This window comes from Mucilaginibacter kameinonensis, assembly GCF_003675385.1.
Taxonomy (GTDB): domain Bacteria; phylum Bacteroidota; class Bacteroidia; order Sphingobacteriales; family Sphingobacteriaceae; genus Mucilaginibacter; species Mucilaginibacter kameinonensis.
The window spans coordinates 192,044-218,176 of sequence record NZ_RCWZ01000004.1 but is presented as its reverse complement, the minus strand read 5'-3'; the positions used below and the strand labels follow the sequence as shown (position 1 = coordinate 218,176).

Annotated in this window: 29 protein-coding genes; 15 read left to right on the top strand and 14 right to left on the bottom strand. The window is 43.3% G+C overall.

Annotated features, from left to right (window positions below; genetic code table 11):
- Window positions 1-111: 111 nt before the first annotated feature.
- From EAH55_RS19350 to hmpA, 12 genes are all read left to right on the top strand, one after another.
- Complete coding sequence (locus tag EAH55_RS19350; RefSeq protein WP_121811105.1) at window positions 112-525, top strand: hypothetical protein; 414 nt, start codon at window positions 112-114, stop codon at window positions 523-525.
- 8 nt (window positions 526-533) lie between these two features.
- Window positions 534-866 carry a hypothetical protein gene (locus tag EAH55_RS19345; protein WP_121811104.1) on the top strand — a complete coding sequence of 111 codons (333 nt, stop codon included), beginning with the start codon at window positions 534-536 and terminating at the stop codon, window positions 864-866.
- Between the two features lie 22 nt (window positions 867-888).
- The gene (locus tag EAH55_RS19340) at window positions 889-2,007 is read left to right on the top strand and encodes a PAS domain-containing sensor histidine kinase (RefSeq protein WP_114938724.1); all 1,119 of its coding nucleotides are present in this window, start codon (window positions 889-891) and stop codon (window positions 2,005-2,007) included.
- A gap of 85 nt (window positions 2,008-2,092) precedes the next feature.
- Window positions 2,093-2,530, top strand: a complete 438-nt coding sequence (locus EAH55_RS19335; RefSeq protein ID WP_190295304.1) for an RrF2 family transcriptional regulator — start codon at window positions 2,093-2,095, stop codon at window positions 2,528-2,530.
- A 120-nt stretch (window positions 2,531-2,650) separates the two neighbouring features.
- The gene (locus tag EAH55_RS19330; protein ID WP_244228256.1) at window positions 2,651-4,801 is read left to right on the top strand and encodes a cbb3-type cytochrome c oxidase subunit I; all 2,151 of its coding nucleotides are present in this window, start codon (window positions 2,651-2,653) and stop codon (window positions 4,799-4,801) included.
- Window positions 4,802-4,806: 5 nt separating this feature from the next.
- Window positions 4,807-5,847: a cbb3-type cytochrome c oxidase subunit II gene (locus EAH55_RS31590; protein WP_121811103.1), complete on the top strand. Its 1,041-nt coding sequence runs from the start codon at window positions 4,807-4,809 to the stop codon at window positions 5,845-5,847.
- 18 nt (window positions 5,848-5,865) lie between these two features.
- The gene (locus tag EAH55_RS19320) at window positions 5,866-6,132 is read left to right on the top strand and encodes a hypothetical protein (protein WP_121811102.1); all 267 of its coding nucleotides are present in this window, start codon (window positions 5,866-5,868) and stop codon (window positions 6,130-6,132) included.
- On the top strand, window positions 6,129-6,536 hold the full coding sequence (locus tag EAH55_RS19315; RefSeq protein WP_121811101.1) for a cytochrome C: 408 nt from the start codon (window positions 6,129-6,131) through the stop codon (window positions 6,534-6,536). The genes EAH55_RS19320 and EAH55_RS19315 overlap by 4 nt, the downstream gene beginning before the upstream one ends.
- Before the next feature lie 375 nt (window positions 6,537-6,911).
- On the top strand, window positions 6,912-7,298 hold the full coding sequence (locus EAH55_RS19310) for a group III truncated hemoglobin (protein ID WP_121811100.1): 387 nt from the start codon (window positions 6,912-6,914) through the stop codon (window positions 7,296-7,298).
- A gap of 30 nt (window positions 7,299-7,328) precedes the next feature.
- Complete coding sequence (locus tag EAH55_RS19305) at window positions 7,329-7,622, top strand: cupin domain-containing protein (RefSeq protein ID WP_162996962.1); 294 nt, start codon at window positions 7,329-7,331, stop codon at window positions 7,620-7,622.
- Between the two features lies 1 nt (window position 7,623).
- Window positions 7,624-7,920 (top strand): cupin domain-containing protein, encoded by a 297-nt coding sequence (locus EAH55_RS19300; protein WP_121811098.1) that lies wholly within the window; start codon window positions 7,624-7,626, stop codon window positions 7,918-7,920.
- Window positions 7,921-7,960: 40 nt separating this feature from the next.
- Window positions 7,961-9,172: an NO-inducible flavohemoprotein gene (gene hmpA, locus EAH55_RS19295; RefSeq protein WP_244228254.1), complete on the top strand. Its 1,212-nt coding sequence runs from the start codon at window positions 7,961-7,963 to the stop codon at window positions 9,170-9,172.
- Between the two features lie 77 nt (window positions 9,173-9,249).
- On the opposite strand, the gene EAH55_RS19290 is transcribed toward hmpA, so the two are convergent.
- The 7 genes from EAH55_RS19290 to EAH55_RS19260 all read right to left on the bottom strand — a co-directional run bounded on the left by EAH55_RS19290 (window position 9,250) and on the right by EAH55_RS19260 (window position 17,349).
- Complete coding sequence (locus EAH55_RS19290; RefSeq protein WP_121811097.1) at window positions 9,250-10,590, bottom strand: polysaccharide deacetylase family protein; 1,341 nt, start codon at window positions 10,588-10,590, stop codon at window positions 9,250-9,252.
- A gap of 218 nt (window positions 10,591-10,808) precedes the next feature.
- Window positions 10,809-11,363 (bottom strand): carboxymuconolactone decarboxylase family protein, encoded by a 555-nt coding sequence (locus EAH55_RS19285; RefSeq protein ID WP_121811096.1) that lies wholly within the window; start codon window positions 11,361-11,363, stop codon window positions 10,809-10,811.
- A 17-nt stretch (window positions 11,364-11,380) separates the two neighbouring features.
- Window positions 11,381-11,926: a carboxymuconolactone decarboxylase family protein gene (locus EAH55_RS19280; protein ID WP_121811095.1), complete on the bottom strand. Its 546-nt coding sequence runs from the start codon at window positions 11,924-11,926 to the stop codon at window positions 11,381-11,383.
- 53 nt (window positions 11,927-11,979) lie between these two features.
- Window positions 11,980-13,248 (bottom strand): MFS transporter, encoded by a 1,269-nt coding sequence (locus tag EAH55_RS19275; protein WP_121811094.1) that lies wholly within the window; start codon window positions 13,246-13,248, stop codon window positions 11,980-11,982.
- 6 nt (window positions 13,249-13,254) lie between these two features.
- Complete coding sequence (locus tag EAH55_RS19270) at window positions 13,255-16,023, bottom strand: TonB-dependent receptor (protein WP_121811093.1); 2,769 nt, start codon at window positions 16,021-16,023, stop codon at window positions 13,255-13,257.
- A gap of 31 nt (window positions 16,024-16,054) precedes the next feature.
- Window positions 16,055-16,615, bottom strand: coding sequence for a carboxymuconolactone decarboxylase family protein (locus EAH55_RS19265; RefSeq protein WP_121811092.1), 561 nt, complete (start codon window positions 16,613-16,615; stop codon window positions 16,055-16,057).
- Between the two features lie 185 nt (window positions 16,616-16,800).
- Window positions 16,801-17,349 (bottom strand): hypothetical protein, encoded by a 549-nt coding sequence (locus EAH55_RS19260; protein ID WP_121811091.1) that lies wholly within the window; start codon window positions 17,347-17,349, stop codon window positions 16,801-16,803.
- Window positions 17,350-17,630: 281 nt separating this feature from the next.
- Between EAH55_RS19260 and EAH55_RS19255 the strand changes: the two genes are divergently transcribed.
- On the top strand, window positions 17,631-18,107 hold the full coding sequence (locus EAH55_RS19255; protein ID WP_121811090.1) for an organic hydroperoxide resistance protein: 477 nt from the start codon (window positions 17,631-17,633) through the stop codon (window positions 18,105-18,107).
- Window positions 18,108-18,199: 92 nt separating this feature from the next.
- On the opposite strand, the gene EAH55_RS19250 is transcribed toward EAH55_RS19255, so the two are convergent.
- The 6 genes from EAH55_RS19250 to EAH55_RS19230 form a co-directional block, all read right to left on the bottom strand.
- Entirely contained in the window at window positions 18,200-18,880 is a 681-nt protein-coding gene (locus tag EAH55_RS19250) for a metal-dependent hydrolase (protein ID WP_121811089.1), read from the bottom strand.
- Between the two features lie 27 nt (window positions 18,881-18,907).
- Window positions 18,908-19,330, bottom strand: coding sequence for a hypothetical protein (locus EAH55_RS19245; protein WP_121811088.1), 423 nt, complete (start codon window positions 19,328-19,330; stop codon window positions 18,908-18,910).
- A gap of 61 nt (window positions 19,331-19,391) precedes the next feature.
- Window positions 19,392-19,544, bottom strand: a complete 153-nt coding sequence (locus EAH55_RS31010; protein WP_162996961.1) for a hypothetical protein — start codon at window positions 19,542-19,544, stop codon at window positions 19,392-19,394.
- A gap of 19 nt (window positions 19,545-19,563) precedes the next feature.
- Window positions 19,564-20,364 carry a DUF1223 domain-containing protein gene (locus EAH55_RS19240; protein WP_121811087.1) on the bottom strand — a complete coding sequence of 267 codons (801 nt, stop codon included), beginning with the start codon at window positions 20,362-20,364 and terminating at the stop codon, window positions 19,564-19,566.
- A 329-nt stretch (window positions 20,365-20,693) separates the two neighbouring features.
- Window positions 20,694-21,455, bottom strand: a complete 762-nt coding sequence (locus tag EAH55_RS19235) for a LytR/AlgR family response regulator transcription factor (RefSeq protein WP_121811086.1) — start codon at window positions 21,453-21,455, stop codon at window positions 20,694-20,696.
- Entirely contained in the window at window positions 21,436-22,458 is a 1,023-nt protein-coding gene (locus EAH55_RS19230) for a sensor histidine kinase (protein ID WP_121811085.1), read from the bottom strand. Before EAH55_RS19230 ends, EAH55_RS19235 begins: the two co-directional genes overlap by 20 nt.
- 401 nt (window positions 22,459-22,859) lie before the next feature.
- On the opposite strand from EAH55_RS19230, the gene EAH55_RS19225 reads away from it, so the two are divergent.
- Complete coding sequence (locus EAH55_RS19225) at window positions 22,860-23,399, top strand: RNA polymerase sigma-70 factor (protein ID WP_121811084.1); 540 nt, start codon at window positions 22,860-22,862, stop codon at window positions 23,397-23,399.
- A gap of 32 nt (window positions 23,400-23,431) precedes the next feature.
- Here the strand turns inward: EAH55_RS19225 and EAH55_RS19220 are convergent, their stop codons facing one another.
- On the bottom strand, window positions 23,432-24,721 hold the full coding sequence (locus tag EAH55_RS19220) for a serine hydrolase domain-containing protein (RefSeq protein ID WP_121811083.1): 1,290 nt from the start codon (window positions 24,719-24,721) through the stop codon (window positions 23,432-23,434).
- 212 nt (window positions 24,722-24,933) lie between these two features.
- Between EAH55_RS19220 and EAH55_RS19215 the strand changes: the two genes are divergently transcribed.
- Window positions 24,934-26,001: a FecR family protein gene (locus tag EAH55_RS19215; protein ID WP_121811082.1), complete on the top strand. Its 1,068-nt coding sequence runs from the start codon at window positions 24,934-24,936 to the stop codon at window positions 25,999-26,001.
- Window positions 26,002-26,133 lie beyond the last annotated feature (132 nt).

Sequence of the window (26,133 nt, the reverse complement as noted above, 5' to 3'; positions counted from 1 at the left end):
TAATTAATACATTGATTTAGGACAACTCCAGTCCGAACTTTACATTGTTAAATCAACAGTTAATAATTAATCATTGGTTAAACTGTTTTTGATAACCTGTAATGTTCGCCTATGAAAAAGTTTATTTGCTTCGTGGTAACCTTCCTTGTAAGTGTGCTCATGTTTATGGTAACGGGTTTGTTTATTAAACTTAGTACAGGTATGATGGAACCTTTATTGCCTACCAAACTTTTCACTGTAGCATTGTACGCTATCTGCGCATTAAAATTCGCTTTACTAATCATTATGCTTGTACCCGATAAGCCTGTGCTTAAGCAAATGAGTATTGGTTTTATTTTGGCCGACGTGGCGTTACTAATGTTTAACAACAATGCCAACGTAACCACAGGCATTCCTGTATCGCTTGTTTTAGCGCAAGCATCACTTCTGCTATTCTACATGACTTTACAAGGCCGCCTATGGCTTTATAAAAGCAATACAATAAGTAATACCATCGAAAATGAACTGATAGCTTCACCTATTTAATTGATGATATGCGCTACGATGATGAACAATTGGTAAATCTCATTATTGATCTGCAGGAGCGGGGCTTCAATCACGATTTTATTATCGAGAATGAGCACATCAGGTGCCTGCAATATAATGAACTGATCTCGCCCGATGATTTTGAGATCCTGGAAACCTATCATCGCAGAGCCTCAAACGCAAATGATAACTGCAGTTTGGTGTATGCTATCAGGTTAACTAACTACGATATGAAAGGGATATTGATGAGCGATTACCGCTCGTACATTAAAGGGATGTCGTTGCGGTTGTGGTCAAAATTTAATAATGTAATCAGGTTAAATCTATCAGTAATAAAATAAAAGATAAGAAAAACATATCCACATGAACAGGGAAATCAAAAATATGGAAAACCGGACGGGTGTAATACCTGACCAAACCATAGGAGGGGCTTACGTTGGCAACTGGAAAATTCAACTCAAATCAAACAAGGTATCCTTTTGCCCGCGGATGCGCAAGATCCTTGAACTATCAAAAGGATATGACGAACATATTGATGAGCTTTTTGAACTGATAAAACCCGGGCAATTGAGCGGGCTGATCCATGAGTTTAAGGTAGCCTGCTTTAACGGAACAAAGTTTGAAAAGCAGATACAAATTATAACTCCATACGGTACCGAAAAATGGGTACAGCTTTCAGGAGTATTATACTCACGCAGGTGGGGCACTGCCGAACAAATGATTGGCACCATTGAAGATGTTACCCAAAAAGTTAACGAAGAGTGCCTGAGCATGGCCATTGTAAACCATGAACTGCGTGCGCCTTTAACTATTATTAAGCTCAATACCCAGTTTCTGATCAATCACCTTGCGCACAATATCAATAAACAACCGGTAAAGTTGCTGAACATGGTTGATCAGCATATTAATGGGATGACAAAACTGATTGACGAGTACCTGTCGCCATCAACAAGTGATGACAGGTCGGCACAGCTCAATTTTAGTTTGTTTGATATTAATGATCTGGTTGATACCGTACTTGGCGAAATGAAGATCCTTTATCCCGGTCATCGTTTTTGTAAATACCCTACAGCCGACAGTATTTTTATCAGGGGCGATAAATACAAGATCACCCAGGTACTTATCAATTATTTAACAAATGCTGCTAAATTTTCGCCGCCATGTTCGCACATCAACGTCAATATCGATCGTAATGAGAACGATGTTGAAGTATCCATTCACGATCAGGGTGTAGGCATTAATGAAGAGAATGGCCAGGTATTGTTCCAGAAATTTTACCAGTGCAATCAAAAGTCGGTAAGACAAAAAAACAGTAAGGGCCTGGGTTTATATATTGTGAAAAACATTATTCAAAAACACGGTGGTACGGTGAAGGCCGAGAACGGAAAAAACGGAGGTGCTGTGTTCTCTTTTAGCCTGCCGCTTAGTCAGCAAAGTAAATTTAATACTACCGGGCAGGAGGCCGTGAAATTGATGGCTTGAACAGTCATGTTTAAGTAAGGAAATAATAAAAGATAAAAATGTCTTTTATTATTGATTGAAATAACTACTTTTGCTTTATAAAGCAATGGGAATATTTTCGAAAACATGTGAGTATGCGGTAAGGGCGGTATTTTTTATAGCCCAGCAAACCGCCGATGGCAGTAGGGTAGGTATAAAGGAAATAGCCGTAAATATTGATTCTCCCGAACATTTCCTGGCCAAGATTCTTCAGGATCTGAGCAAAAGAGGCATCATTCAATCGGTAAAGGGGCCTAACGGCGGTTTTTATCTTGATGCGCAAAATCTGTCCCGCCCGCTATCAGATGTTATAGAAGCGGTTGATGGCGGGGGCATATTCAGAGATTGCGGTTTAGGATTAAAGGAGTGTTCATCAAAAAATCCCTGCCCTTTGCACCATGATTTTTTAGACGTAAGGAACCGTTTACAAAACATGCTTGAATCTATCACCATAGGCCAGTTCAACGAAGATCTGAACCTGGGAATAGTAGTATTAAAAAAATAACCTAACTCGCCCAAAAGGTTACAGGCGAGGTCAAAATCATTTGAATTTTTTTAACAAATAAAATTATAGATGTATTAAAACGATCAATTTAAAAGATAAAAAGGTATTAATATATTTTATATGAAACTCAAAATCTACTTAACCATTATCCTGATAGGTATGCTGCTGTTGATCGCCGGCGCGGCTACCTATGCATCCGATGTATTGAAGCCCGATCCCGCCTTTAATACCGGTGCCTGCATCCTTATTGGAATTACCATTTTCTTTTTGTTATTGCTGCTACTCTGGCTTATCCGCCTGGCACGTGGTCTGAGAGAAGATGAGGCCATCTATGAAAAATACGGAGACAAATGGGTATTCAGCCAGATAAACCGACTGGATAGCCGTCAGCTTGATCAGCTGATAAGCCGCCGCAACAGCCGTAAAAAGGCTATCAGCAAAGCCAAAGGCGGTAACAACGGTTTTACGGCTGTTATGGTGCTGCTGCTTGTGCTTTCGTCATTAGCAGTACATGCGCAGGCACCAGGCGAAAATAAAAACATATTAACCAGCCCCGGTATGATCATTATGCTTACGCTGATCTTTATTCCGCTGGTGGTAACCGTTTTTCTGGTGGCTTTGAAAGTTCGTAACCTGGCGGCTAAAACCCGCTATCGCCGTGTAAAAAAAGAAACCCGCCAGCTGGCCGATGCCGTTGATCATGACGATGCTATTTATGATGAAATTATCAAACGTAAACACGCGCTTGACTACCGTTTAACCAATAATGAACTTGCCGGAACAATAGCGCCCGAAGATTCAAAAGGTATCCTGCTTAATATTGATGAAGTTCATGGTCCGCGGTTTTTTGCTTCCAAGCGTAAAGCGGCGCATAAGCACCAAACAGATCCCAAACTTGTAAAGCTGATTATGTGGTACCTGGGCAGCGCCGCGCTGTGGCTGGTGCTGGGTACAACAATTGGCGAGTACTTAGGTATCAAGTTCGTATCGCCGGATGCCGATCATATCAGCTGGCTGAGTTTTGGCCGCTTAAGGCCGGTACATACCAATATGGTTTTCTGGGGATGGTCGTCAATGGCTATGCTGGGGTTGGGTTACTATGTGGTGAGCACGGTAAGTAATACAGCGGTTTACAGCATAAAACGGGGATATTACTCGCTCATACTCATGAATGCGGCCATTGTTTTGGGTAGCGGTATGCTCATGGCCGGTATCAACAACGGTGGCGGCGAATACCGTGAATATATATGGCCGGTGATGGCGCTTTTTGCTGCAGGTATTGTGGTAAGCCTCGCCAATTATATCCAAACCATAGCGCAGCGTAAAACCAAAGAAATTTATATCTCTAATTGGTACATCGTTTCGGCCATGATGTTTTTAACAGTGATAGTAACGGTTGGCTATCTGCCCTTTTACCAGAACGGCCTTGGTGAAACCATTATTCAAGGCTATTATATGCACCAGGCCGTGGGCATGTGGTTCATGTTCTTTAACCTTGGGCTGGTTTACTACTTTTTGCCGCAGCAACTGAATACACCAATTTACTCCTATAGTCTGGGCATCCTGGCTTTCTGGTCGCAGATTTTGTTTTATACGCTGATAGGTACGCATCACTTCATTTTCAGCTCCATACCCTGGTGGCTGCAAACGGTAGCTATAGTAGGCAGTATGGGAATGCTGATCCCGGTATTTTCGGGCACTACTAATTTTATCATGACCTTCAGGGGGAATTTTAATAAGATAGGACGAAGCTATACATTGCCATTCTATATCGTTGGGATCCTGTTTTATTTCACAGGTTCAACGCAAGGAACTGCCGAAGCGTTCCGGGAAACCAACCTCATCTGGCACTTTACCGATTTTACTACCGCCCATTCGCACCTTACCATGTACGGTATCATTGCCTTTTTTCTTTGGGCAAGTATTTATACCATAGTACCAAGACTTACCGGTAACGAACCGAAACAGGGCCTGGTAGGCGCGCATTTCTGGATGGCTTTTATTGGTTTATTGTTCTATACCATTCCGCTTATGGTAGGCGGTACCCTGAAAGGTATAGCCTGGCGCGAGGGAAAACCATTTATTGACAGTGTGGTGCTCATGGCCCCTTACTGGTTGTGGCGTGCCATTGGTGGCTCGCTGATGTGGGCATCGCACCTGGTGTTTGCCTGGAACATTTATGTGATGTTTTCGGGGCATAAAAGTGATCCCGATATCAGGAAGGAAGTTTTTGATGAATTAAAGAACGTACCCGTTAACGCTGAAATCTGATAGCCATGGAAATTTATAACAACCATAAAAAACTTTTTACTGCCGCGTTATGCTTCTTTGTGCTGCTCACATTTTTTGTGGCGATAGGGCCTGCGTTTACCAGTCAGAACCATAATGCCCCTTTGCCGGGCAGTAAGCCGCTGAATGCGCTTGAAACCGAAGGTAAAGCTGTTTTTATTGCCGAAGGATGTGTGGCCTGCCATACTCAGCAGGTACGTAATGTGGATATGGACAAAGTTTGGGGCAAACGTCCGAACATAGCTGCCGATTATGCCAACATTACTCGTACCGATGTTTGGCGTAACACCGCAACCCTCATGGGTTCGGAACGTACCGGGCCTGATTTAACCAACGTGGGGACCCGGCAGCCAAGTAACGACTGGCATTACCTGCATTTGTTTAACCCACGGTCGGTAGTGGCCGAATCGGTTATGCCTTCGTACGAGTGGCTGTTTGATATAAAGGACTACGCATGGCCAAATGACGAGGTAGTGAATGTACCCGATGATTTTAAAAAAGGCATAACAGGCAAAATAGTAGCTACGCATAAAGCTGTGGCGCTGGTAGCGTACCTGCGGTCGTTAAAAGAAATTACCCTGCCCGATGGTAAACCCGTACCGATATTCCTATATGGGAAAAGCGACGCTGAAAAAGCTGCGGCTGCTCCAAGCAAAGGCCCTGCCGCTAAACCGGAGTTTGATGGCGCGGCACTTTATGCAAGCAATTGCCAGTCATGCCACCAGGGAAACGGCGAGGGATTGGTGGGTGCCTTTCCATCGCTGAAAGGCAGCAAGGTAGTGTTGGATGATAATCCTGAAGTGCAGGTAACCATTATCATGAAAGGCTATAATGGCCGTGTTAGTGAAGGTTATGGTGTAATGCCTGCCGTGGGCACCAATAACAATCTTAAGCCCGAAGAAGTGGCTGCCATTGTAAATCATGAACGCAGCAACTGGGGTAACAATTCTAAACAAGTAACGGTTGATGAGGTGAAAAAGATCATCGCCTCGTTTGGTAAACCCGAAACAATAGCCGCTAAAAAGTAAACCAATCAGAAGCTCAAAATGAAAAGATATATCATACTGCTGCTCATGCTCATCCTTAAACTGGATGCCATGGCCTGCGACGCCTGCAAGAAACAACAACCAGCCGGTTTTGGAGGGATAACCCACGGCGCCGGTCCGGATAGTAACTGGGACTATCTTATTGTATTTGTAATGGTAGTCATTACACTGTACGTGCTGGTGGCAACCATCAAATGTTTTATAAAACCTGGTGAAAAGAACGAGGAACACATTAAACGGATGATTTTAAACGACCTGAAGCCATGAGAGACCAAAGTTTTGTAACCCTGTTTATTGATGAAGACCCGAAGCCGATAGGAGAGTTCCCGGCACCGGTAACCTTTGATCTGGATACCCGAAAACTGACGGATGGCAACCATGTACTGAAAGTAGTAAGTAAAGACCATCAGGGCAAGGAAGGCATCAAGCTGATACCATTTGTAGTGCGTAACGGCCCTGCGATAGCGATTGAAGGTTTAAAAAAGGACGAGATTGTGGAGGGGGTACTACCTCTCATGATCAACGCCTATGGCAAAGGAGATCAGAAGGCATTTATGCTGCAGGGTAGTGAAACACCACAAAGTATCCCCTGGTGGCTGATTGTAGGCATTGTGTTATTTGTGGCATGGACGGGTTATTTCATTATCACATCGCTGGCGGTAAAGTTGTAGCGTTTGGAGATTAGTGATAGGAGGTTAGAGGTTAGGCGGGATAGGTGTTAGCAGTAAACTAATCTCTGATCACTACCCCCGCGTTAGGGATAGCAGCGGATACCGGCCATGAGCGTAATGCCTGCAGGCGTATGAGCGGATAGCCCGGGCCGGAGGTAACGCACTGATGATTTCGGATTTCGGATGTTCGATTTAGGATTTTTTCCTGATTGGCTCGAACCAGCGGTACTTGAAATGTAAATAATGAACACGACGTCATCCCGAACTTGTTTCGGGATCCCATCATACAAGCGACGCTCACAAGGTGTGCTTAGCAGGTGGGGTGCCGAAACAAGTTCGGCATGACGTGGGGTAATAATGAAATAACAAAAACGAATGAACGACATAGAAGACATAACATCAATTAAGTTAATGGTTGATGAATTTTATACCAGGGTGCGGCTTGACGGGTTATTGGGGCCCGTTTTTGCCGACGTGATTAAAGACGATTGGCAGCCGCACCTTGATAAAATGTACGCTTTCTGGAATGCCGCTTTATTTGGTGTTCCGGGGTTTAAAGGTAATCCCTTTGCCAGGCATGCGCCGCTGCCTATCGGTAATGCTCATTTTGACCGCTGGCTGGAACTGTTTACCGAAACCGTCGACGCGTACTTCGCAGGCCCCATGGCCGATGACGCTAAAAACAGGGCTGGCATAATGGCGGTGATGTTCATGAGTAAGCTGGCCAATATGAAAGGCGGGCCCGGCAGGGTGATCATGTAGCAAATGCTTTGGGATATTAAAAACCAAATTATGAAACAGCTTCAAACAAACGAATATTTCCAGGTGGTTAAAATTGAGCTAACCGCCGGTGCCAATATGAAAAGGCACATAGCTACATCTGACGCTTACTTGATTGTGGAAGACGGAAATGCCCTGCTCATTTACGAGGGCGAAACTTATGAGCTCAGCAAAGGCGAAACTTTCCTGATACCGGCCAATGAGCAGCACATGCTTAAAATAATTGATGATTTTAAAGCATGGATTGTACTGGCCAAGGGTGCGCAGATCAGATACTTCGAGCCTGATACTACTAACATTAACTAACATGATAATTGAACAAGTGCGGGAGCAGATGCCATTGGCCAAAGGGCCTGTGGTTAAAATATTAAAGCAAAGCGATAACTATAAAATGATGGTCATCGGCCTGAAAAAAGGTTCTGTTTTGAAGGAACACAAAACCGCAGTACCGGCCAGGCTCATAATTACTGAAGGTCATGTAACCTACAACGAGCATGAACGCGCGGTTGATTTGAAACGCGACGCTGATTTTGAAATACCTGTAAACGTGCCGCACAGCCTGCTGGCCCTTGAGGATAGTATTTGCCTTTTAATACAAGGCTAACAGGCGCGGCAATTAATGATAAATATATACTGTTAAAACGATGATTACTAAAGAACAAAAAGAGTTGGTTAAGGCCACAGTACCTGTATTGAAGGAACATGGAGTATTGTTAACTACACATTTTTACAACCGGATGTTTACCCATAATCCCGAGCTTAAAAATGTATTTAACATGGGTAACCAACAAAACAGCAAACAACAAACTGCCCTTGCCATGGCCGTATTGGCCTACGCCGAGCATATCGAAAATCCGGGAGTATTAATGCCTGTGCTTGATGGTATTGGTCAAAAACATACCAGTCTTGATATCAGGCCCGAGCACTATGCCATTGTTGGCGGGCACCTGATTGCGTCTATTAGCGAAGTATTGGGTGATGCGGCCACTCCGGAATTATTAGAAGCATGGACTGTCGCCTATAATCAGCTGGCGGCCATTATGTCGGGACATGAGCAAAACCTTTATAGCAAACAAGTAGCAAAAAAAGGCGGCTGGACTGGCTGGAGGCCATTTGTAGTAAAACAGAAAGTAAAAGAATCGGCCGAGATCACTTCTTTTTACCTGTTTCCTACTCACGGTGGGGTGGTGCCGGATTTTACTCCTGGTCAGTTTTTAAGTGTGCGTTTGTTTTTGCCTGAGCTTAATTTGCTGCAGCCGCGTCAATACAGTATTTCAAGTGCGCCAAACGGTGAGTATTACCGTATTTCGGTAAAACGTGAGGCCGGTACCAAATTGCTTGCCGATGGTATGATCAGTAACCGTTTGCATAATTTTGTTAACGAAGGAGATATTGTCGAGGTATCGGCACCGGCAGGCGGCTTTGTGCTAAATGGCGATGGCGATCATCCGATAGTTTTTATAAGTGGTGGCGTTGGTCAAACCCCATTGATGAGTATGCTGGAAAGCCTGATCAAAAGCGGCAGTAAACGGCCAAAAACCTGGATCCATGGTTGCCGCGATAAAAATGTACATGCCTTTAAAGAAGTTGTTGAGCATTGGGAAGGCAAAAACGAGGAAGTAAAAAAACACATTTTCTACAGCGAGGTTGAAGAAGGAGTTGCTGATGATTTATACTCCGGATGGGTGGATCTTAATCAATTAAGCGACGAGATATTTGAACCCAACACCGAATATTACATTTGCGGCCCGGCCGGGTTTATTGAACTGCATTACCGCGAGCTGGTTAAAAAAGGTATCGATAAACAACTGATCCATTTTGAAGAGTTCGGCCCGCAAACTTTGCAATTGAACTAAAACGCAATTGTTATTTCATGCTGAAGCAAACGGTTTTATCCAAATCTGCTTCAGCATGAAATAATTTTCTAATATAATTATCCTTTTTTCAGCGTCACTATGCTTCCGTTTGGTTGTGCCTGGTACAGTACATAAGTGCCTTGCGCATCTTTGGCTGTATTGATCTTTTTACTTTTTGAGCCTTGGGTAACGGTCGCGTTTGCCCATTTGGATGACACATAAGTTTTAAGTGTTACCGGCAGATAGTACATTTTGCCGTCCAGATCATGACTTACTTTAACCTGAATGCTGTTGCCTACTGCCGAAGCTACGGTTTTACCGTGTTCGCGCTCGCGGATGTATCGGGTTACGTCACCGAAAGTCGCTATCCAAAGCTTATCGTTTTTGCTTTTGATGTATTGAAAATATTCATCAAGCAGGGTGCTTGGCAAGGCTTCGTAACCCATGCCGTCAATACCATGAAATACCAGTACCAACCAGGTATTGGTATGGTTAAGCGTAGTATCAACCCAAAGCTTCATCATGGGCAGCGGGGTTTTAGTAGTAGCGCCGCGCTGCCATTGGATATAATCCTTATCGGTTGAGCCAGGTGATTGTTTACTGGCGCGGTCAATTTCCTTCAGCCATGGTTCGGGCATGCGGTTACGCAGTGCTGGGTAAATTTTGAGCGCGTAGCTCATCACACGGTCGTTTTCAAAACCGTAGGGGCACTCTGCCGAAAAGGTATGTTTAGGGCCAAGCTGTGCCAGGATATCGGCCTTGCTTTTTTCCAGTTCCCAAAGCAGGTTTGGCTCGTCAAGACCGGGCATGCTGGGGTGGGTAATGGAATGGCTGGCAAACTCATAACCTTTGGCCGCGTCTTTCCTGAAATCATCCCAGGTTGAACCGATGGATTGTTTAAACTCGTCGTTAGGTTCATAACCCGGTTTCAATTCTCCGTTGCGGGCTTTGGCATAAATATCATCCAGAACTTTAAAAGCTTTTTCCTTTTTACCGCTATCGTACAAACTTCCGGCCTGTGTATGCGAGGCTATGGTGCCCATGTAACCCAGATATCCGGCGGCAGAGCATCGCTCAAAAAAGTTCTGGTCATTGGTAGGCACTGTTGCCGATTCCTTAATAATATCCTTTACCGGGCGACCTATAAATTTCCCATGGTATTTAGACCCGGGAATGGAACCTGTGATAATGAAAAATGTGGCGGGCATTTTAAGGCGTTCCATTACCGGCAGGGCTTTTCTGAACTGGTTCATGGAACCATCATCATAAGTAAGGGAAACAGCCCCGGTTTTGCCGTATTGCCATTTGGTTATTTCGGTGGTGCCCGGTTTGGTTTGGGCATTGCTTTGCAAACCTTGCAAGGCAATAAGTGCTGTAAGCAGCAGGGTTTTAACTGGTTTATAATTGGTGGTAAGCATAACTAAAATTAACTTTTTAAATTAATTTACAAAGTAATATTGCTGTTTCAATTGGCTGGATGTCAAGAGTTAAAATAGGTTTATGGAAAATTCGCTATCCGAATTCTCCGACTTCGAACAGCACCACAGCAACAAAACGAGAAACTTCGAACAGCGTTTAACAAAAAAAGCCCGGAGCTTTTAACTCTGGGCCGTAGATGTGAATAAAGCGTTAGGTATTAAACTTTCTTAAAAATGCTTGATATATAGCCAACTTCGGCGCGTTCGGGCGCCCGGTCTATGTAAATTTGTCGGTCTTGTGGTGCCCATGTGCCTAAGCCGTCAACGTAACGGTTGAACATGCAAAATGCGGCTGCAATTAGCACCGTGTCGTGGATCTCTTTATCATCGGCGCCTTCCGCGCGGGCGGCTTCAATTTGATCTGTGGTTACATGTTTACCGCCTTTTTGTACGCTACCGGCAATGGCCAACAGCGCTTTGATCTTTGGCGATAGGTCGGCTGCGGAGAAATTGGCTTTGATAGCGTCTATTTCGTCAATATTACAGCCGAGATAATGCCCGGCTACTGCGCCATGCACGTTTTGACAAAAGAAACAATCGTTAAGGTAGGATACGTAAGTGGCTATCAGCTCACGTTCTCCGCGCGATAAGGAATTGTTATCATCGCGAAGCAATTGCTCGGCAAGGGCGTTTAGCGGGGCTTCTGTTTCCGGACTGTAAAACATTAACCCACGAATGCCGGGCAGATCGTTATTTAATTCTATATGTGCCATAGCTGTCTGGTTAAAAATTAGTGTTGCGGTTGTGGTAATACATAACCTTTTGCCATGCGCTTGCCCATTTCGGCATAAGCTTCCGGATCGGTAGGTGTAAGGCTGGCCAGGCCGTCAACGTATCGGTTAAACATGCTGAACGCGGCGGCTATTAACACGGTGTCGTGGATCTCACGGTCAGTTGCTCCTTCTGCACGTGCAGCGTCAACATCTTCCTGCTTTACTTCTTTACCCAATATCTGCACTTTGCCTGCAATGTTTAGCAGGGCTTTTAGTTTGGCGCTGATCGGGGCTTCGGTCATGTCGCGTAATACTTCGTCAACAATAAGGGCGTCATCCTCATACAGACAACGGGCGGCAGCGGCGTGGCTACTGTAACAAAATGTGCAATTGTTACGGTATGATACGTAGGTGGCTATCAGCTCACGGTCGGCCGGACTTAAGGTTGATTCGCCGCGTAATAATACTTCGGCCAGTTCATACAAATACTGACCGGTTTCGGGTCTGAACATTACCAGCGAACGGATGCCCGGAACGCCTTCGGGTACATTGATGTGTGCCATATTTTTAATTAATGAATTATTGATTTAATGAATTGTTGATTTTTTTTAATTTTCTAAACTTTCGGCTTTAAGCCTTCAGCTTTTTCCCGTACAAATAATACTACCAGTAAGCCTATGATAAATACCAGTGAGAAGATGAAGAGCGCGTTGCCGTAGCCACCCAGTGACGATACCAGTACACCCACGAATAATACAGCTGTAGCCGTGAATATGCGACCTATGTTAAAGCAAAAACCTGTGGCTGTGGCTTTAATACCGGTTGAGAATAATTGCGGTATATAGGCTGATAATACACCCTGGCTTGCGCCGAAGAACAAGGCCAGTATAGCTATCTCGATATAAATGGCCGGACTGAATGTACTGTTTGTTTTAAACAGGACGAACGACATACCTGCGCAAACCGCAAAGCAGATCACCATAGAACGCCTGATGGATAGCAGGTTAACCAGCCAGCCGGAAAAGAAGCCGCCGGTTAATCCACCCATACCTAAACACATCATGCTTAGTCCGCGTTCTTTGGCTGCATCATGGTCGGTAATAAGGCTTTGTACCCAGGTTGGCAGCCATGAAAATATGGCCCATAAACCTATCAGCATGGTACCAAAGGTTAACGAACCCACTATGAGTTCGCGACGATGGCTTTTGGAGAGCAGTTTATTCAAAGGGTTTTCGCGGTTGGCGATATCATTGCGATAGTTGAGCCAGTTTTCAGATTCGTTCAAAATCATTGCTCCTATGATAGCCAGTGTAAGTGGAATTACCCCAACCAAAAATCCCGACCGCCACGATGATACGATAAGGTTAATTACCCCAGCCGAGAAAATACCTACAGGGAACGCGATAGAAAGGATCCCGATTACCACGGCTTTGCTTTTGGCAGGCCAAACTTCACTTACCAAAGTTATGGAAGTTACCAAAACCCCACCAACGCCAAAACCGCTGAAGAAGCGGCAAAGCAGTACACCCCACCAGGTTGGCATCAATCCGGTTAAAATGGTGAACACGCCATAACTGCCAATGGCCAGCAGCAGGGCTTTTTTGCGGCCCATTTTATCGCTGATAACACCCCATGTAAAGCCACCAAAAGCCCATCCAAAAATGAAAATGGCGTTGATGTATCCGCTTATGGCGTTAATCTCATCGGCAGGAACGGCACCCTGAAGGTCTTTTACCACAACAGGCAGGTAAACCGACATCAGCGTTGAAACCGAACCGCCAAGGGCAGTACTAAAAAAACAGATCACAAACAGCGCCGCCCTGTATGCGGCGCTGAGGTTTGTTTGAGGTTTTACAACCTGCTCATCAATTGCTAAAGTGCTCATGTTGTTTTATTTTAAAAGGTCATCAAATACTATTGATACATAATAAATGGCGCCAATTGCCGGCGAACCGTACGATTGGTATACTTTATTATTGAAGATATTGCTGCCGCCCAATTTGATTGTTGACTTGAGTTTTGGCAGTTTTTTGCTGAACTGAAGATCAACCAAAGAGTAGGCATCTACACGGCCCGGACGGGTACCGTTAAAGGTTCCGTACCAATCGTACGCGGTTTGCCAGTGCCATGCGGCGTTAAAGCCAAAATCATTGATCACGTTGCTGTTACCAAATGTGGCGTTGGTGCTCCATTTTGGTGTGTTAAAGGCAGCAATGTTGTTAGGGTTAGCATTGCGAAGGTTAAATACCGACAGGGTTGCGTTGCCGCCCAGCGCATAACCACCATCAAGCAGGTAGGTTAAACCTGCGGTTGCTCCCTGTGCCGATACTTTATCGGGCGCATTGGTATATAATTGGAACGCGTGAACCTTTCCGTTAGGAATATCGCTTGCCGATGCTGTAGTAATCTGACCGTCAGAACCAAGAATTGGATTGCTGGGCTGGATGACAACCGTGTTCAGGATAAAATTGGTATAGCTGCTGTAATAGTAGTTTACATCAACCAGTAATTTATCCATCATTAAACCTTTGTAACCCACTTCAAACGCTTTTTGCTGCTCGGGTTTAATATAGGCCACACTTGCTTTTTGAAGCAGACCTTTGTTTTGTTCAATTGCCTGAGGGAAAGGCGTACCACTTTGTACCGCCTTACCAAACGCCGCTCCAAAGGCACTTACCGATGATGAGGTGAACGAGTTTTCATAAACATTTAAACCTTTGCTGTTATTAGGCGCACCACCCAAGATGGTGATAGGGCCTACGTTAAGGTGGATAAACTGATCAACAGGGGTTGGGTTTCGGAAGCCGGTTTGGTATGATGCCCTGAAGTTTGAGGTTTTATCAACGGTATAAACTGCCGAAAAGCGGGGGGTAAAGCTGCCTTTAAAGTTCTCGTTTTTATCGTAACGGATAGAGGCTGTCAGTTTCAGGTTGTCGTCAAACAGTTTTTTTGCTGCCTGTACAAATGAACCGTATTCTTTAATGGTTACACGTTTGTCTTTGTCATCAAACAAGCTGCCGTTGGTAAACATGCGGTAATCGCGGAAACTGCCACCTGCTAAAAGTTCAAATACTTTAATTGCGCTGGTAAAGTCATACTGGCCTTCGGCATGATAAAACTTACTATTACTGAAAACACCGGCGCCGCTTAAACCATAGTTGTGGATAGATGCATCTTTAGCTGCGTTAAATTCAGCTGTTCCCGGTAAAAAGCGACCCTGATCGGCAAAAGCCCTTGCTGCCGAATTACTGTTGGGAGTTACACCACTTACCGAGCCATTAAATGCAGCGGCATAACGGGTAAACCAGGTATCATCGGCTTTATCGGGCGTTACGGTATTACCGTTCAGGTCTTTCACCCAGTCGCGGTTAATGAATTGGGCCAATGAGCGGGTGTTGTATGAGTCGTGCGAGTTTTCTTCAACCGAATAGCCACGGATAAAGAAATTGCTGCCTTTTAATTCAATCCTGTGCGTTTGCAACACAAAGTTGTTAAGGTCAAAACGGCTGCTGCCTGTATAGCTTGCGGTACCGCGACCGTAATTGTACTGGTAAATAGCCTCCAGGTTATTGCTGAAACGGTATTGTAAAGCACCGTTCAGTTTCAGGCTGTACACATTATAGTTCATCAGGTCTTTTTCTTCATAACCTGTTCTGGATACCAAGCCAATGCCGGGTAGGGTTTTGGTAACCTCATCACCATAAATATTAAGTGCGTCGCGGCCGGGGTTGTTAGGGCCACGTTGGGCAGCCGGGGTTGAGGCGCTTACGTCGGTATAATTGTCAGCATACCAATCGCGGCCGGTCAGGTATGAAGCGTTGATTTTAAACGCGAATTTATCGTTGAATGCTTTGGCATAGCGGGCTGCAAAATCATACAAGCCCTGTGGCTTAACAACCGATTCGCCAAAATGGTTAAGACCGCTTTTTACCTGTAAGGTTAAGCCCTGGTATTTGAACGGATCTTTGGTTTTAAGTGAAAGCAGGCCGTTAAAAGCCACCGGACCATACAAAGCCGAAGCCGCGCCGGGGATAACTTCTACGCTTTCGATATCAATATCCGAAGCACCAAAAAGGTTACCAACCGAAAAGTTTAAGCCGGGCGTTTGGTTATCCACACCATCAACCAGTTGTAAAAAACGACTGTTACCTGTGCTGTTAAAGCCACGGGTGTTGATTTGTTTGTAGGTTAAACTGCTGGTAACCGATTCAATACCCTTTACGCTTTGCAAACCATCGTAAAAAGTAAATGAAGGGTTATCTTTAATAGCCTTAAGGCTCATTTTTTCGATACTTACCGGCGATTGTAAAATGCTTTGGTTGATACGCGTTGCAGATGATACTACCTCGTTAAGCACAATAGCCTGTTGGGTTAGCTTTATGCTGATGTGGTTTTCTGCAGATGTTATCTGGCTTTCCTGTACTTCAAAACCTACTGCCGATACAGATATGGTGAAAGGCAGCTTTAATTTGTTTGCATTTAATGTGTAGTTACCTTTTGAATCGGTAGTGGTACCGGTAAGCTTTCCTTTGACAGTAATGCTTGCGCCGGAAACCGGTTTACCTGTAGCTGCATCGGTAATGTTCCCCGTTATTTTAATGTCCTGCGCAAACAGATTTATTGAGGCGAACAGTAATATAAAGAATAAAAGTTTTTTCATCGTGATTGGGTTTACTTTAATAGGGTTAGGGTTATTTTTTTAAATGATCATAGCCTTGGGGCAGGCGGGTATAGCCATGGTTAACCAGTCGGTCGGCCAGTACATCGTAGTAAGCAGCATCGGCGGGTAGTGCGGTAGCCAATCCGTCAACATAACGGTTGTAATAGCAAAACAAGGCAGCTATCAATACCGTATCATGTATCTCAATGTCGGTAGCTCCGGCGGCTTTAGCCCGGTCAATGGCTTCAGTTGTAACGTTTCGGCCGTTTTGAGCGGTTAGTTTAGCAATGGTAAGCAGGGCTTTCATTTTTTCGGTAACCGGGGCGGTTTCAATATTTTCTTTTACTCTTTGCGCCGTTTCGGCTTCGCCGGCCAGCAGATCGGCAGCGGCGGTGTGTGCCGTTGTGCAAAAAGTGCACTGGTTGTTGTGTGATACCACGGTAGCAATCAGTTCACGGTCGGCCTCGGATAAGATTGATGGCCCGCGCAATAAAAACTGGGTAAGGTTACGGATAGGTTGTGCCGGTTCTTTGGCATACTCCAACAAGCCGGTAATGCCCGGCAAATGGCTTTCAAGGGTAATATAAGGCATAAATAATGAATTGAATGTTTGTAGGTTGGGGGAATGGTATACCTTTCTGAGGATTATTTACAGTAACCGGCACAGCGTTATTTTCATAGCTATTGAGCCATGAATAAACTATCGGCAGAAAATAAATAATGCAACAGTAACGGTACAACCGCTACCCCAAAGAATGAATTAAAACAACGAGAAGATTAGCAAACGGCTTTTGGCGGTTGCTCCGGAATATCCTGGTGAGCAGGAATTAATTGTTGAACAGGGTGAGCAACAATTTGTTGAGTATATTTTATAGGGCAACTAAACTCAAAATGTACAAAAGTGAAATTGAGGTTGTCCTGCATTGTTATTTTACCAAAAGGTACATGCTCTTTTTGCGGTACCGGGTTCTCTTTTACATCCTTTGCGTTAATGATGTTTTTATCGGCCAGGCGGGTGGTTTCATAGTTAGGGGTACACATCAAATAAATGGCATGACTGGTTACGCGCATCTTTTGATAATTGTAGCTGTTATTCCCAAACTGGATCTGCCCGTGAATATTCTCATAATGTTGCCATTCGCGAATGCCGGGCATGTCAACAGGAATAACTACCTCGGTAAGGTCTTTGACATTGTAGAAGCCTTTGGCCGTTTGTTCGGCAAAGTATTTATTGCTTTTATAAACCATAAACTGATGCAATGCCAACTGCCCGCCTATATTAAGCAGGTGAAAGCTAAGCAACATCAGGGCAATAAATTTTTTCAATCGGTTTACAAACAAAGGTTTATCTAAAAATGCTGTTTATAAACGTAGTATCCAAATTTATTTAGAATAATTATGCGTAAAGCATAGCCCATTTTCTTCATTCGTTATCGATTGTAATTAAAAGTTTCAATAGTGCTTTTTGTCGGTTGAATTTTCGGCTTAATGAATGTCCGGTTCGTGATATGGAATGTCCGGCTCGCATAGTTACTGATAGGCGCCGGGCCGATATCAGGATATCTTTGAGCATACAAAAAACAAAAACTATTTAAATAAATAACACAATGGAAACTATTCAAGAATCAGCTATCAATAAGATCAAGGTTATCGAAGATATCTCAGCTAATAAAATAGATAAAGTATTATATACCGGTAAAGTACGCACCGTGGGTGGTCGCGACGGTGGATCATCTATTAGTACTGATGGTCAGTTGGATATTAAACATTCAACTCCCGGAACTCCAAAACCTGGTACTAACCCCGAACAATTATTTGCAGCCGGCTGGTCAGCATGTTTTGAAGGTGCTATCGGTTTGGCAGCCGCTAAAAAAAGAATTGAACTTCCTGCCGAACTGGCTATTGATGCCGAAGTGGATTTGGGTATCACTACAGGCGCTTACTTTTTACAAGCCCGTTTAAATGTAAGCTTGCCGGGCCTGGATGTGGAAGTAGCCAAAGCATTGATTGAAGAAGCGCACAGGACCTGTCCGTATTCTAAATTAACTTACGGTAACATCAATGTTGAAATTAACCTGGTGTAAGCCTCGCCCCCCGTCCCCTAAAGGGGAGTTATAAAAAATGCCTGCCTTGATTATCGAGGCAGGCATTTTTTGTATATAGAAAATCAGTATTCTTAGATATCTATGCTCTCGCCTATGCTCGGTAAAAACAGCTTTAGGCCGGCCTGTTCAAATTGTTTTACCGCTTCGTCTTTATCTATTTTAATAAAGCCGAAGGTATCGTAATGAACGCCTAAAACTTTATCTGCCTTTACAAGCTTTGCTGCTTCAATAGCATCATCAACGCCCATGGTTAACACATCTCCAATCGGGAAAACCGCGAAATCAAGATCAACCCATTTAGCTACCAGTTCCATATCCAGGGTAAGGCCGGTATCTCCGCTGTAATAAAGATTACCGTCGTCGGTTTTTAAAGCGTAACCACAAGCTACACCAGCATAACTGCCATCCGGAAAGCTGGCCGAGTGCTGGGCGATGAATGATTTCGCGGTACCAAAATCAAAGGTCACTTTGCCACCAGGGTTTAGTGGATGCACATTTTTAACGCCCTTTTTACTGATATAATCATATACTTCGTAAATGCCCACAACCATGGCACCTGTATTATTGGCTATAGTTACCACATCTAAAATATGATCATAGTGACCGTGCGAAACAAAAATGTAATCGGCTTTAATTTCATCAATGTTGATGTCTTTAGCCAGTTCGTTGCCCGAAATAAAGGGATCAAACAAAATGTGTTTACCCCCGGCAACTACCGAGAAGCATGAGTGTCCGTAATAGTTGAGTTTCATTGGTTTGGTTTTTTATGTTAATGATGATTAGTTTAAAAGCGGAGTTAAAGCATTTAAAACAGGCATTGGTAATAGCTTAAAATGATCGTAGGCTGTGTAGGTAAATTTACCCGTTACATTGTTTATTTTAGGATATAGAAATGTCATCTTTTTAAGCATGATTGTGTCAGCAGGAGAATAATCCATATAAGTACTGGTTTTTTTCGCAAAGCCTAACAGAAGGATAGTTTCCGCCTGATTTTGCTTACTGGTATAACCGTCCGGCAGCCTGAAATCAGATGATAACTGAGCAGGGGCAAAGCGCCCAATTTTAGATGAATAGTTATGCCCGCCAGCAGGCAGATTTATTTTAAAAGTGAATGCTTGTTCGGTACAGTTTAGTTCATTGGCTTGGGAATAAGCACCAATGCTTAAAAATGTTGTTATGGCAATTAGCAGTAATGTTTTCATGATAGTATTTATTTAAAACAGCATCGGCCCATTTTTAGGGCCGATGCTGTTTATGTGAGATTTAATTATTTTCTGCCGGTTTTTTTCTCTTTTCCGGAACGCAGATCAATTCACAATCCTGAGGGTTGCGCTCGAATGATGCCCTGGTTAGAAATGACAATGAGAACAGTGACAGGAAGCCCATTAATAACCGGCCTTGTTTCAACTTGCTCATGATGTTAAAATTTATGTTATTATATTTTAGCTACAGCGTTGTTTGTCAACGTGGCTTTAGTGGCGGTTAAAATCTCGCCGTTGGCTTTGTTTTGTATAAAGCCTACCACTTCCCAACCTTGCTGATTAAAATCTTTAGGCAGGTTAATGGTGGTTTCACCTTTTTTTACCTGGTTTAAGGCAACTGCTTTTAAGTCGCGTACTATCTGGGCATGGGATAAAGTTCGGCCTTCATTTTCGCCTTTGGCAACCTTGCTAATGGCCGATTTTTGTACGATAGCTATCAGCAACTGCTGGTTATCGGTATTTCCGGAAAGCTCGTAATTTACAGCAAGCTTATCGCCTGTTTGTTGCGCTTTTAAACTAACCTGGGCGGTTTGGGCGGTCTTTAAAGCATTGGAAATAGCCTCGCGAAGTACAGGCTCATCTGAACCTACCAATTCTGTTTTACCATTAACAACAACCTGTGGTGTATAAACCTGTGCATTTAAGTAAGCGCTATATTCCCGCTGGCGTTTTGAAAACGTAGCATTGCTGAAAGCATCTTTCCAGCCAAGGTTATTCCAGTAATCAACATGGTAGGCCAGTATATAAACCGGTTTATCCTGTGTTTCCTTCTGGATCCTTGCCAACAGCTCATCAGCCGGCGGGCAGCTTGAACATCCCTCTGAAGTAAACAATTCAACCAAAGCAAAACCTTTACCCGGAGCAGCGGGGCTTACAGTTTTAACAGAATCTATTTTACGGGCGGCATATGCGGCGGTAGCAAGCGCCAGTGCTGCAGCACCAACGCAAAAGCTTAAAATTTTTAGCGTTTTCATATCTTTCGATTTTTAATTTATATCAAAATTAGCCTTGAAATGGCCGCCAGAACAGCATAAAAAAGCCCAACCGGACATATTGTGAGTTCAGTTGGGCATTGTTTGAGTCGAAATTTCTGAGTCGGGAATCTTGAGGTATTCTTTTATATGAAGAAGCTATTTTAAAACATATAGAAGCCGTCATTGCGAGGTACGAAGCAATCCCCAATAGGCATAGGGGCTATACAAGTCTGCCCTGTAAAGTAGGGGATTGCTTCGTACCTCGCAATGACGAGCGGGATATAACAGTTTGTTTAACCGTTTTTAAACTCAAGACTTCTGACTTAGTACTACCTATTCTCCAACCAGCTTAAAAATACAGGTGCTTTTTCTTTGTTGATAAGTAATTTCTCCGGAGTTGGAATGGTTAGTTTCACAAACAGCTTACGCATAAAATAATGCTCCACCTCTTTTATCGCGCTAAAGTTTACGATGTACTGCCTGTTCAGCCTGAAAAACTGATCTTGCGAGAGTTGTACACTGATCTGATCGAGCGACTGGTTAACAACATATTCCTGCTGATCGAAGGTCATGATGGTTGACAACTCGTTACGGATGTAAAAGAAAGCGATATCATTGGTAGCTATGGTGATGTATTTATTGTTTTTAAATACCAGGAAGCTTTTTTTACCTGCCGGGGGAGTAATTTGCGATAGCAGGCTGCTGATATCGGGCGTTGAGCCCTGCTGGAAGAAATTCCGCAGTTCATCTACCTTTTTAAAGGCATCAGCAATATCGGTTTTGGAGAAAGGTTTAAGCACGTAGTCAACGCTGTTGGCTTTAAAAGCCTCTAACGAATATTCGTCAAAAGCGGTGCAGAAAATAATAGGGCAGGATACTTTTACCGATTTAAAGATCTCAAAACACAAACCATCCGAAAGCTGGATATCCATAAAAATAAGATCGGGTTGCCTGTTCTCAGAAAGATAGGCAACCGAACTTTCAACGCTTTGCAGCTTGGTGACAATTTTTGAGTGCGGCCTTAACTCTAATATGATGCTTTCAAGCGAACGGGCTGCCTTTAGCTCGTCTTCAATGATGATAATGTTCATGTATAATAGGTAGTTTAACTTTGAATATTTTGTCTTCAGCAATGATCTCTATTTGTTTATCAAGCAGGTGATCGTAACGCAGGTTAATATTCTTAAGCCCAACGCCTGTTGATGGTTCTTCAAAGCGCTTGGGTTTAATCTCGTTTTCCATAACAATGGTATCCCCCTCGGTATACAGCTTGATATGCAGCGGATGATCAAGCGATACCACATTGTGTTTAATACAGTTTTCGATGAGCAATTGCAATGTAAAAGGAGGGATCAGGGTTCCGCGGTATTGATCATCGATGGTGTTGGTAAAGATAAAGCCGTCTTCAAAACGTGCTTTCAGCAGAAAGTTGTACGCGTCTACAATATCCAGTTCTTCTGATAAATGAATGAGATCTAACTTACGACTCTCCAGTGTAAAACGATAAAAGTTGGAAAGCTTAAGGATGAAATCCACCGAGTGCTGATCGCCGGTTTCAACCATGGCTTTCAGGGTATTAAGGCTGTTGAACAGGAAGTGCGGGTTGATCTGTTGTTTAAGCAGCTCATATTGAGCGCCAAGATTATCGGCTTTTATGCGCTCGAGCTCTACGGTAACCTGCTGGTTTTGGTAGTTTTGGTATAACAGGTTTATCAGCATGTAAAACACAAGGTTAATGAGTATGCCCCTAACCTCAATCATCAGCATTACCGGGCCAAAATTCATGTGCGTTAATATCAGCTGCTGGATATAAGCTAAAGCCAGCATTACACCCATACCTATTACCAATGTGGTAAGCAGCCGGGAGTAGGAGATGCTTTTATTTATTTGTTTATTGTTTGATGGCTTTGGAAGCGTATAGATATTGTAATACCATACAAACAGCGAAAACGCGGCTGTTACCGCCGAGTTTACCGCAGCTTCGGCAGGTTTAAAATGGCGTTCGGCTATTTGAGGAACAGAAGCCAGCAGACCAAGGAAAATTGAACTGCTCCATATAATTCCGGGAGAGATTTTAAATGTTGTGTCTTTCATTTATTGCAACGGGTTTGCGGAAGTAAAATGGTTGCAGGGCAAATATAAAGTTAATTATGGCCTGTAGGCCAAATCTGCTGTTGTGTTACCAAAGCAGTGTCAAACTTTAATCTGTTTTGACTAAACACCCCAATTATTTCCGTTTACTGCTAAAATATAACAGGTTTCAAGATGAAAATATGGGTTTATGGTACAAGCGGACATTTTATCGCCTGAATCAGACATTTTAAACCGCGAATATTCCTGATGGGTATAGAGCCGGGAAATTGCAAACTACGATTTGGTCTGATAAACAAACCCGGCTTCTTAAATCCACCTAAAATACTTTTGGTGAAGATTTTTTTACTTAAAATTGTACATTATTTCAGTTAACTGTTCTCGTAAAAGCAAGCCGCTCAACATTGGAGATTAAAGAACTTATAGATTCTATCCATTATAATAATGATGAATCTGCCTTTAATGAACTGTACAAGCTGCTGATCAATGGTCTTAATCAGTTTGCATATTCGTTTCTGGGCGATAAGGAAGCTTGCGAGGAAATCATCAACGACCTTTTTGTAAACGTTTGGACAGGACGGCATAAGTTGGATAGGGTCACGAACCCCAAAGTGTATTTTTATGTGGCGATAAAAAACGCCTGCCTTAACCATATCCGCAGCAATACCTCAAAAAAAAATCGCGACGCCCAGCTTGCTGAGACCTATTATTTTCACCTGTCGGTTGATCCGTCGCAATTGCTCATTAGTAAAGAGCTGCAAGCCGGAGTTTTAAACGCTGTAAATAGTTTACCCCCGCGTTGCAAACTCATCTTTAAAATGGTTAAGGAAGATGACCTATCCTGTAACGAAGTAGCCGATATTCTTGGCCTCTCTAACAAAACGGTATTCGCGCAGCTGGCCATTGCTTTAAAGAAATTGGATGAAGCGCTTGGGAATAGTTAACATCAGGTTTTCGATACCGTTCCGATGCCTCGTTACCGACGTTTCAGTTCATACGTATCGTCCACATCCTGTAGTAATAGTCGCTTGCCGTTGTTGTCAAAATAAAAGAAAAAACCAAACGGTTTGTTCCAAAATTCATTAGTTGAGATTGGAGTGAGTTCGAAGTCTTTGCCTTTTACAGAACTGACCAATGTGCCGTTTGTCAACCTGTTAGCTATCTCTATCCCCGAAGGTGCGCTGTACTTTCCTGTAAAGTTTGCCAAGTGAATGCTATCTGCCTTAATAGGCTTAAAAGTTTCCAGCGTATCTGCAATACGGAAACAAGCTTTAAAAATATGGTCGAGGATCCGGGCTTTGGGGAATACTTCACCGTTGGTGCAGTAAGCGATAGCCAGGTGCGATGCCGGGTAATACTGAACAGAACTGCCAAATCCTTCCGTTTTTCCGTTATGGCCAAACCCTGGATGTGCTGTAGAGCCATATGGAAACATGCCCTTTCCGTAACCGTCGTGCATTGTTTTCATCAAATTCAGGCTACCGGCAGTAATCAGTTTGCCTTTAAACAATGCGTTGATGAAGGTGCATAGGTCTTGAGGTGTGGAAATAAGTGCGCCGGCTCCGGCAAAATTATCGAGGTAAACTGCACGATCCTGCTTCCAGGCGCTATCGAAATATTTGTAAGAAATAGCCTCGCACCTGGCAAACCCTGCCTTTTCTCCGTAATATGTTTGTTTTAATTTAAGAGGATGGATGATTTTTTCGGTTACTACCGTTTTATAGGGCTTGCTGTAAATTTTTTCAACTATATAGCCTAAAAGTAAATAATTGGAATTGTTGTAATCTGCCTTCGCATCCGGTTCAAAATCCGGCTTTTGTTTTTTGATCATCGCAAGCAATTCTGCTTGTGTGTGTGGCTGGTCTTTCCATGTATCAAAACCGGTGTTGTTTGTAAAGTTGGCCAGCCCGCTACGGTGTCCCAAAAGTTCGGCAACCGTGATGTGGCCAGCATTTGGCAGATCCGGGAAGAAGCGGCTCAATGAATCTGTTAGGGCTAATCGGTGTTCATCAATCAATTGATATATAAGTACAGCGGTAAACATCTTAGTGATGGAACCAATCCTATATTCTGTAGTCGGATTTTGATCTTTGCCAAAAGAGTGTTGATAAATCAATTGCCCATTTTGACTAATTGACACACTTCCAATAGCAAGGTCATTGGCTGTAAGATAAAGAAACAGGCTATCAAGTCGTGCGCGGTCAATCTGGGCATCGCTTAAAAAAGGCATCAGTAAGAAGCTTGCAAGCAAAAGAAAATATTTCATGCGCTGAGATTTAGTTGTGTGGCGAGAGATCGGTTCAACAAGTTACAAAAAAGATAAGGTAAAAAGGGGCTTTTGGGTAGATGCAAATTGACCTATGATCTGTGTTATCATTGCACCACTTCATAACAGTCATCCCCCTCAAAAAAATATTTTAATTTCTTTTAGGAAAAACCTGGGCGTGCAGTGTCCTTAGTGCAGAATACCGTATTACTATGAGCAAATCCAGGTTTATTGAGTTAATGGCCAAAAGTATGGGCAAAACTGCCAATGCTGAGGAGTTGGCCGAACTCGACATGTTTCTTGAACAATTTCCCGACTATAAAAAAACGTACCAGGTTACCAATGCATTAAAAGGAAATGGTGCCGGGTCGGCAGAAACAAAACCAGAAGAGGTTAACAGCAACCTGGAGGAGATCTGGAACCGGATTAAAAGCTCAAATAAAAATACGGCGAATGATACTAAAGTAAAACCAATGTTCAGGTGGCAATGGGTTGCCGCAGCCGTATTGGTATTTGTTGCAGCAGGAGCTTTGTTTTACAAGAAAACAGAGCAGCAGGATAGCCTGACCGCCGAAAATATATTACATGAAATTCATGTGCCTTACGGTAAAACTGAGAAGTTGAAACTGCCGGACGGAACACAGGTAACGCTGAACGCCGGGAGCACTTTTTCATATCCCGAAGCTTTTGAAAAAAATAGCCGGGATGTAAGCCTTACCGGCGAAGGCTTTTTTGAGGTAACTAAAAATGCGAAGAAACCTTTTCTGGTACATACGGCTAAGCTTGTTGTAAAGGTTTTGGGAACGGTGTTTAATGTTAAGGCCTATAACAACGATAAAACGGTTGAAACTACGCTGTTAAAAGGTAAGGTGCAGGTTGAACTAAAAAACAATCCCGAAAAAAGGATAATCCTGTTGCCTAATGAAAAGCTGATTGTTGTTAATAACAGGGAGCCTAAAAGCGCGAAGCCTAAAGAGAGTAAAATTGAATACCAGGTAACCGAGTTACCGGATGTTAAACCCGATGAGGTAAAAGAAACCGCATGGGTTGATAACAGGATCCTGTTCACCAATGAGGCCTTTGAAGATGTGGCTGTACAAATTGAGCGCAAATACAACGTGCAGGTTGTATTTGAAAATCAAAAGCTGCGTACCGAGCAGATAAGCGGTTTGCTTGATAAAGAGTCGTTACAGGAAGCTTTGGGCATTATTGAAATGACAACGCCCTTTAAATTCAGGATAGAAGGGCAAACGGTTTACCTGTCAAAAAAAGAAAAATAGAAATCAAATAAACTAACTAACCACTAACCAACAGCTTATGATATTGAAAACTTACTTATCAGATTCCTAAAATATCCTCAAACAAAAAGGGAAGAGCTGCCACTCCTCCCCGCAAACAAATAGGATTTTATT

Bases quoted from the DNA above. Each gene is read 5' to 3' on its own strand.
- EAH55_RS19220 (WP_121811083.1), bottom strand. From the start codon at position 24,721: ATGAAATATTTTCTTTTGCTTGCAAGCTTCTTACTGATGCCTTTTTTA.
- EAH55_RS19350 (WP_121811105.1), top strand. From the start codon at position 112: ATGAAAAAGTTTATTTGCTTCGTGGTAACCTTCCTTGTAAGTGTGCTC.
- EAH55_RS31010 (WP_162996961.1), bottom strand. From the start codon at position 19,544: ATGAGCAAGTTGAAACAAGGCCGGTTATTAATGGGCTTCCTGTCACTG.
- EAH55_RS19330 (WP_244228256.1), top strand. From the start codon at position 2,651: ATGAAACTCAAAATCTACTTAACCATTATCCTGATAGGTATGCTGCTG.
- EAH55_RS19310 (WP_121811100.1), top strand. From the start codon at position 6,912: ATGAACGACATAGAAGACATAACATCAATTAAGTTAATGGTTGATGAA.
- EAH55_RS19320 (WP_121811102.1), top strand. From the start codon at position 5,866: ATGAAAAGATATATCATACTGCTGCTCATGCTCATCCTTAAACTGGAT.
- EAH55_RS19305 (WP_162996962.1), top strand. From the start codon at position 7,329: ATGAAACAGCTTCAAACAAACGAATATTTCCAGGTGGTTAAAATTGAG.
- EAH55_RS19255 (WP_121811090.1), top strand. From the start codon at position 17,631: ATGGAAACTATTCAAGAATCAGCTATCAATAAGATCAAGGTTATCGAA.
- EAH55_RS19235 (WP_121811086.1), bottom strand. From the start codon at position 21,455: ATGAACATTATCATCATTGAAGACGAGCTAAAGGCAGCCCGTTCGCTT.
- EAH55_RS31590 (WP_121811103.1), top strand. From the start codon at position 4,807: ATGGAAATTTATAACAACCATAAAAAACTTTTTACTGCCGCGTTATGC.
- EAH55_RS19280 (WP_121811095.1), bottom strand. From the start codon at position 11,926: ATGGCACACATCAATGTACCCGAAGGCGTTCCGGGCATCCGTTCGCTG.
- EAH55_RS19285 (WP_121811096.1), bottom strand. From the start codon at position 11,363: ATGGCACATATAGAATTAAATAACGATCTGCCCGGCATTCGTGGGTTA.
- EAH55_RS19270 (WP_121811093.1), bottom strand. From the start codon at position 16,023: ATGAAAAAACTTTTATTCTTTATATTACTGTTCGCCTCAATAAATCTG.
- EAH55_RS19245 (WP_121811088.1), bottom strand. From the start codon at position 19,330: ATGAAAACATTACTGCTAATTGCCATAACAACATTTTTAAGCATTGGT.
- EAH55_RS19215 (WP_121811082.1), top strand. From the start codon at position 24,934: ATGAGCAAATCCAGGTTTATTGAGTTAATGGCCAAAAGTATGGGCAAA.
- EAH55_RS19240 (WP_121811087.1), bottom strand. From the start codon at position 20,364: ATGAAAACGCTAAAAATTTTAAGCTTTTGCGTTGGTGCTGCAGCACTG.
- EAH55_RS19340 (WP_114938724.1), top strand. From the start codon at position 889: ATGAACAGGGAAATCAAAAATATGGAAAACCGGACGGGTGTAATACCT.
- EAH55_RS19250 (WP_121811089.1), bottom strand. From the start codon at position 18,880: ATGAAACTCAACTATTACGGACACTCATGCTTCTCGGTAGTTGCCGGG.
- hmpA (WP_244228254.1), top strand. From the start codon at position 7,961: ATGATTACTAAAGAACAAAAAGAGTTGGTTAAGGCCACAGTACCTGTA.
- EAH55_RS19300 (WP_121811098.1), top strand. From the start codon at position 7,624: ATGATAATTGAACAAGTGCGGGAGCAGATGCCATTGGCCAAAGGGCCT.
- EAH55_RS19290 (WP_121811097.1), bottom strand. From the start codon at position 10,590: ATGCTTACCACCAATTATAAACCAGTTAAAACCCTGCTGCTTACAGCA.
- EAH55_RS19345 (WP_121811104.1), top strand. From the start codon at position 534: ATGCGCTACGATGATGAACAATTGGTAAATCTCATTATTGATCTGCAG.
- EAH55_RS19335 (WP_190295304.1), top strand. From the start codon at position 2,093: ATGGGAATATTTTCGAAAACATGTGAGTATGCGGTAAGGGCGGTATTT.
- EAH55_RS19265 (WP_121811092.1), bottom strand. From the start codon at position 16,615: ATGCCTTATATTACCCTTGAAAGCCATTTGCCGGGCATTACCGGCTTG.
- EAH55_RS19230 (WP_121811085.1), bottom strand. From the start codon at position 22,458: ATGAAAGACACAACATTTAAAATCTCTCCCGGAATTATATGGAGCAGT.
- EAH55_RS19315 (WP_121811101.1), top strand. From the start codon at position 6,129: ATGAGAGACCAAAGTTTTGTAACCCTGTTTATTGATGAAGACCCGAAG.
- EAH55_RS19275 (WP_121811094.1), bottom strand. From the start codon at position 13,248: ATGAGCACTTTAGCAATTGATGAGCAGGTTGTAAAACCTCAAACAAAC.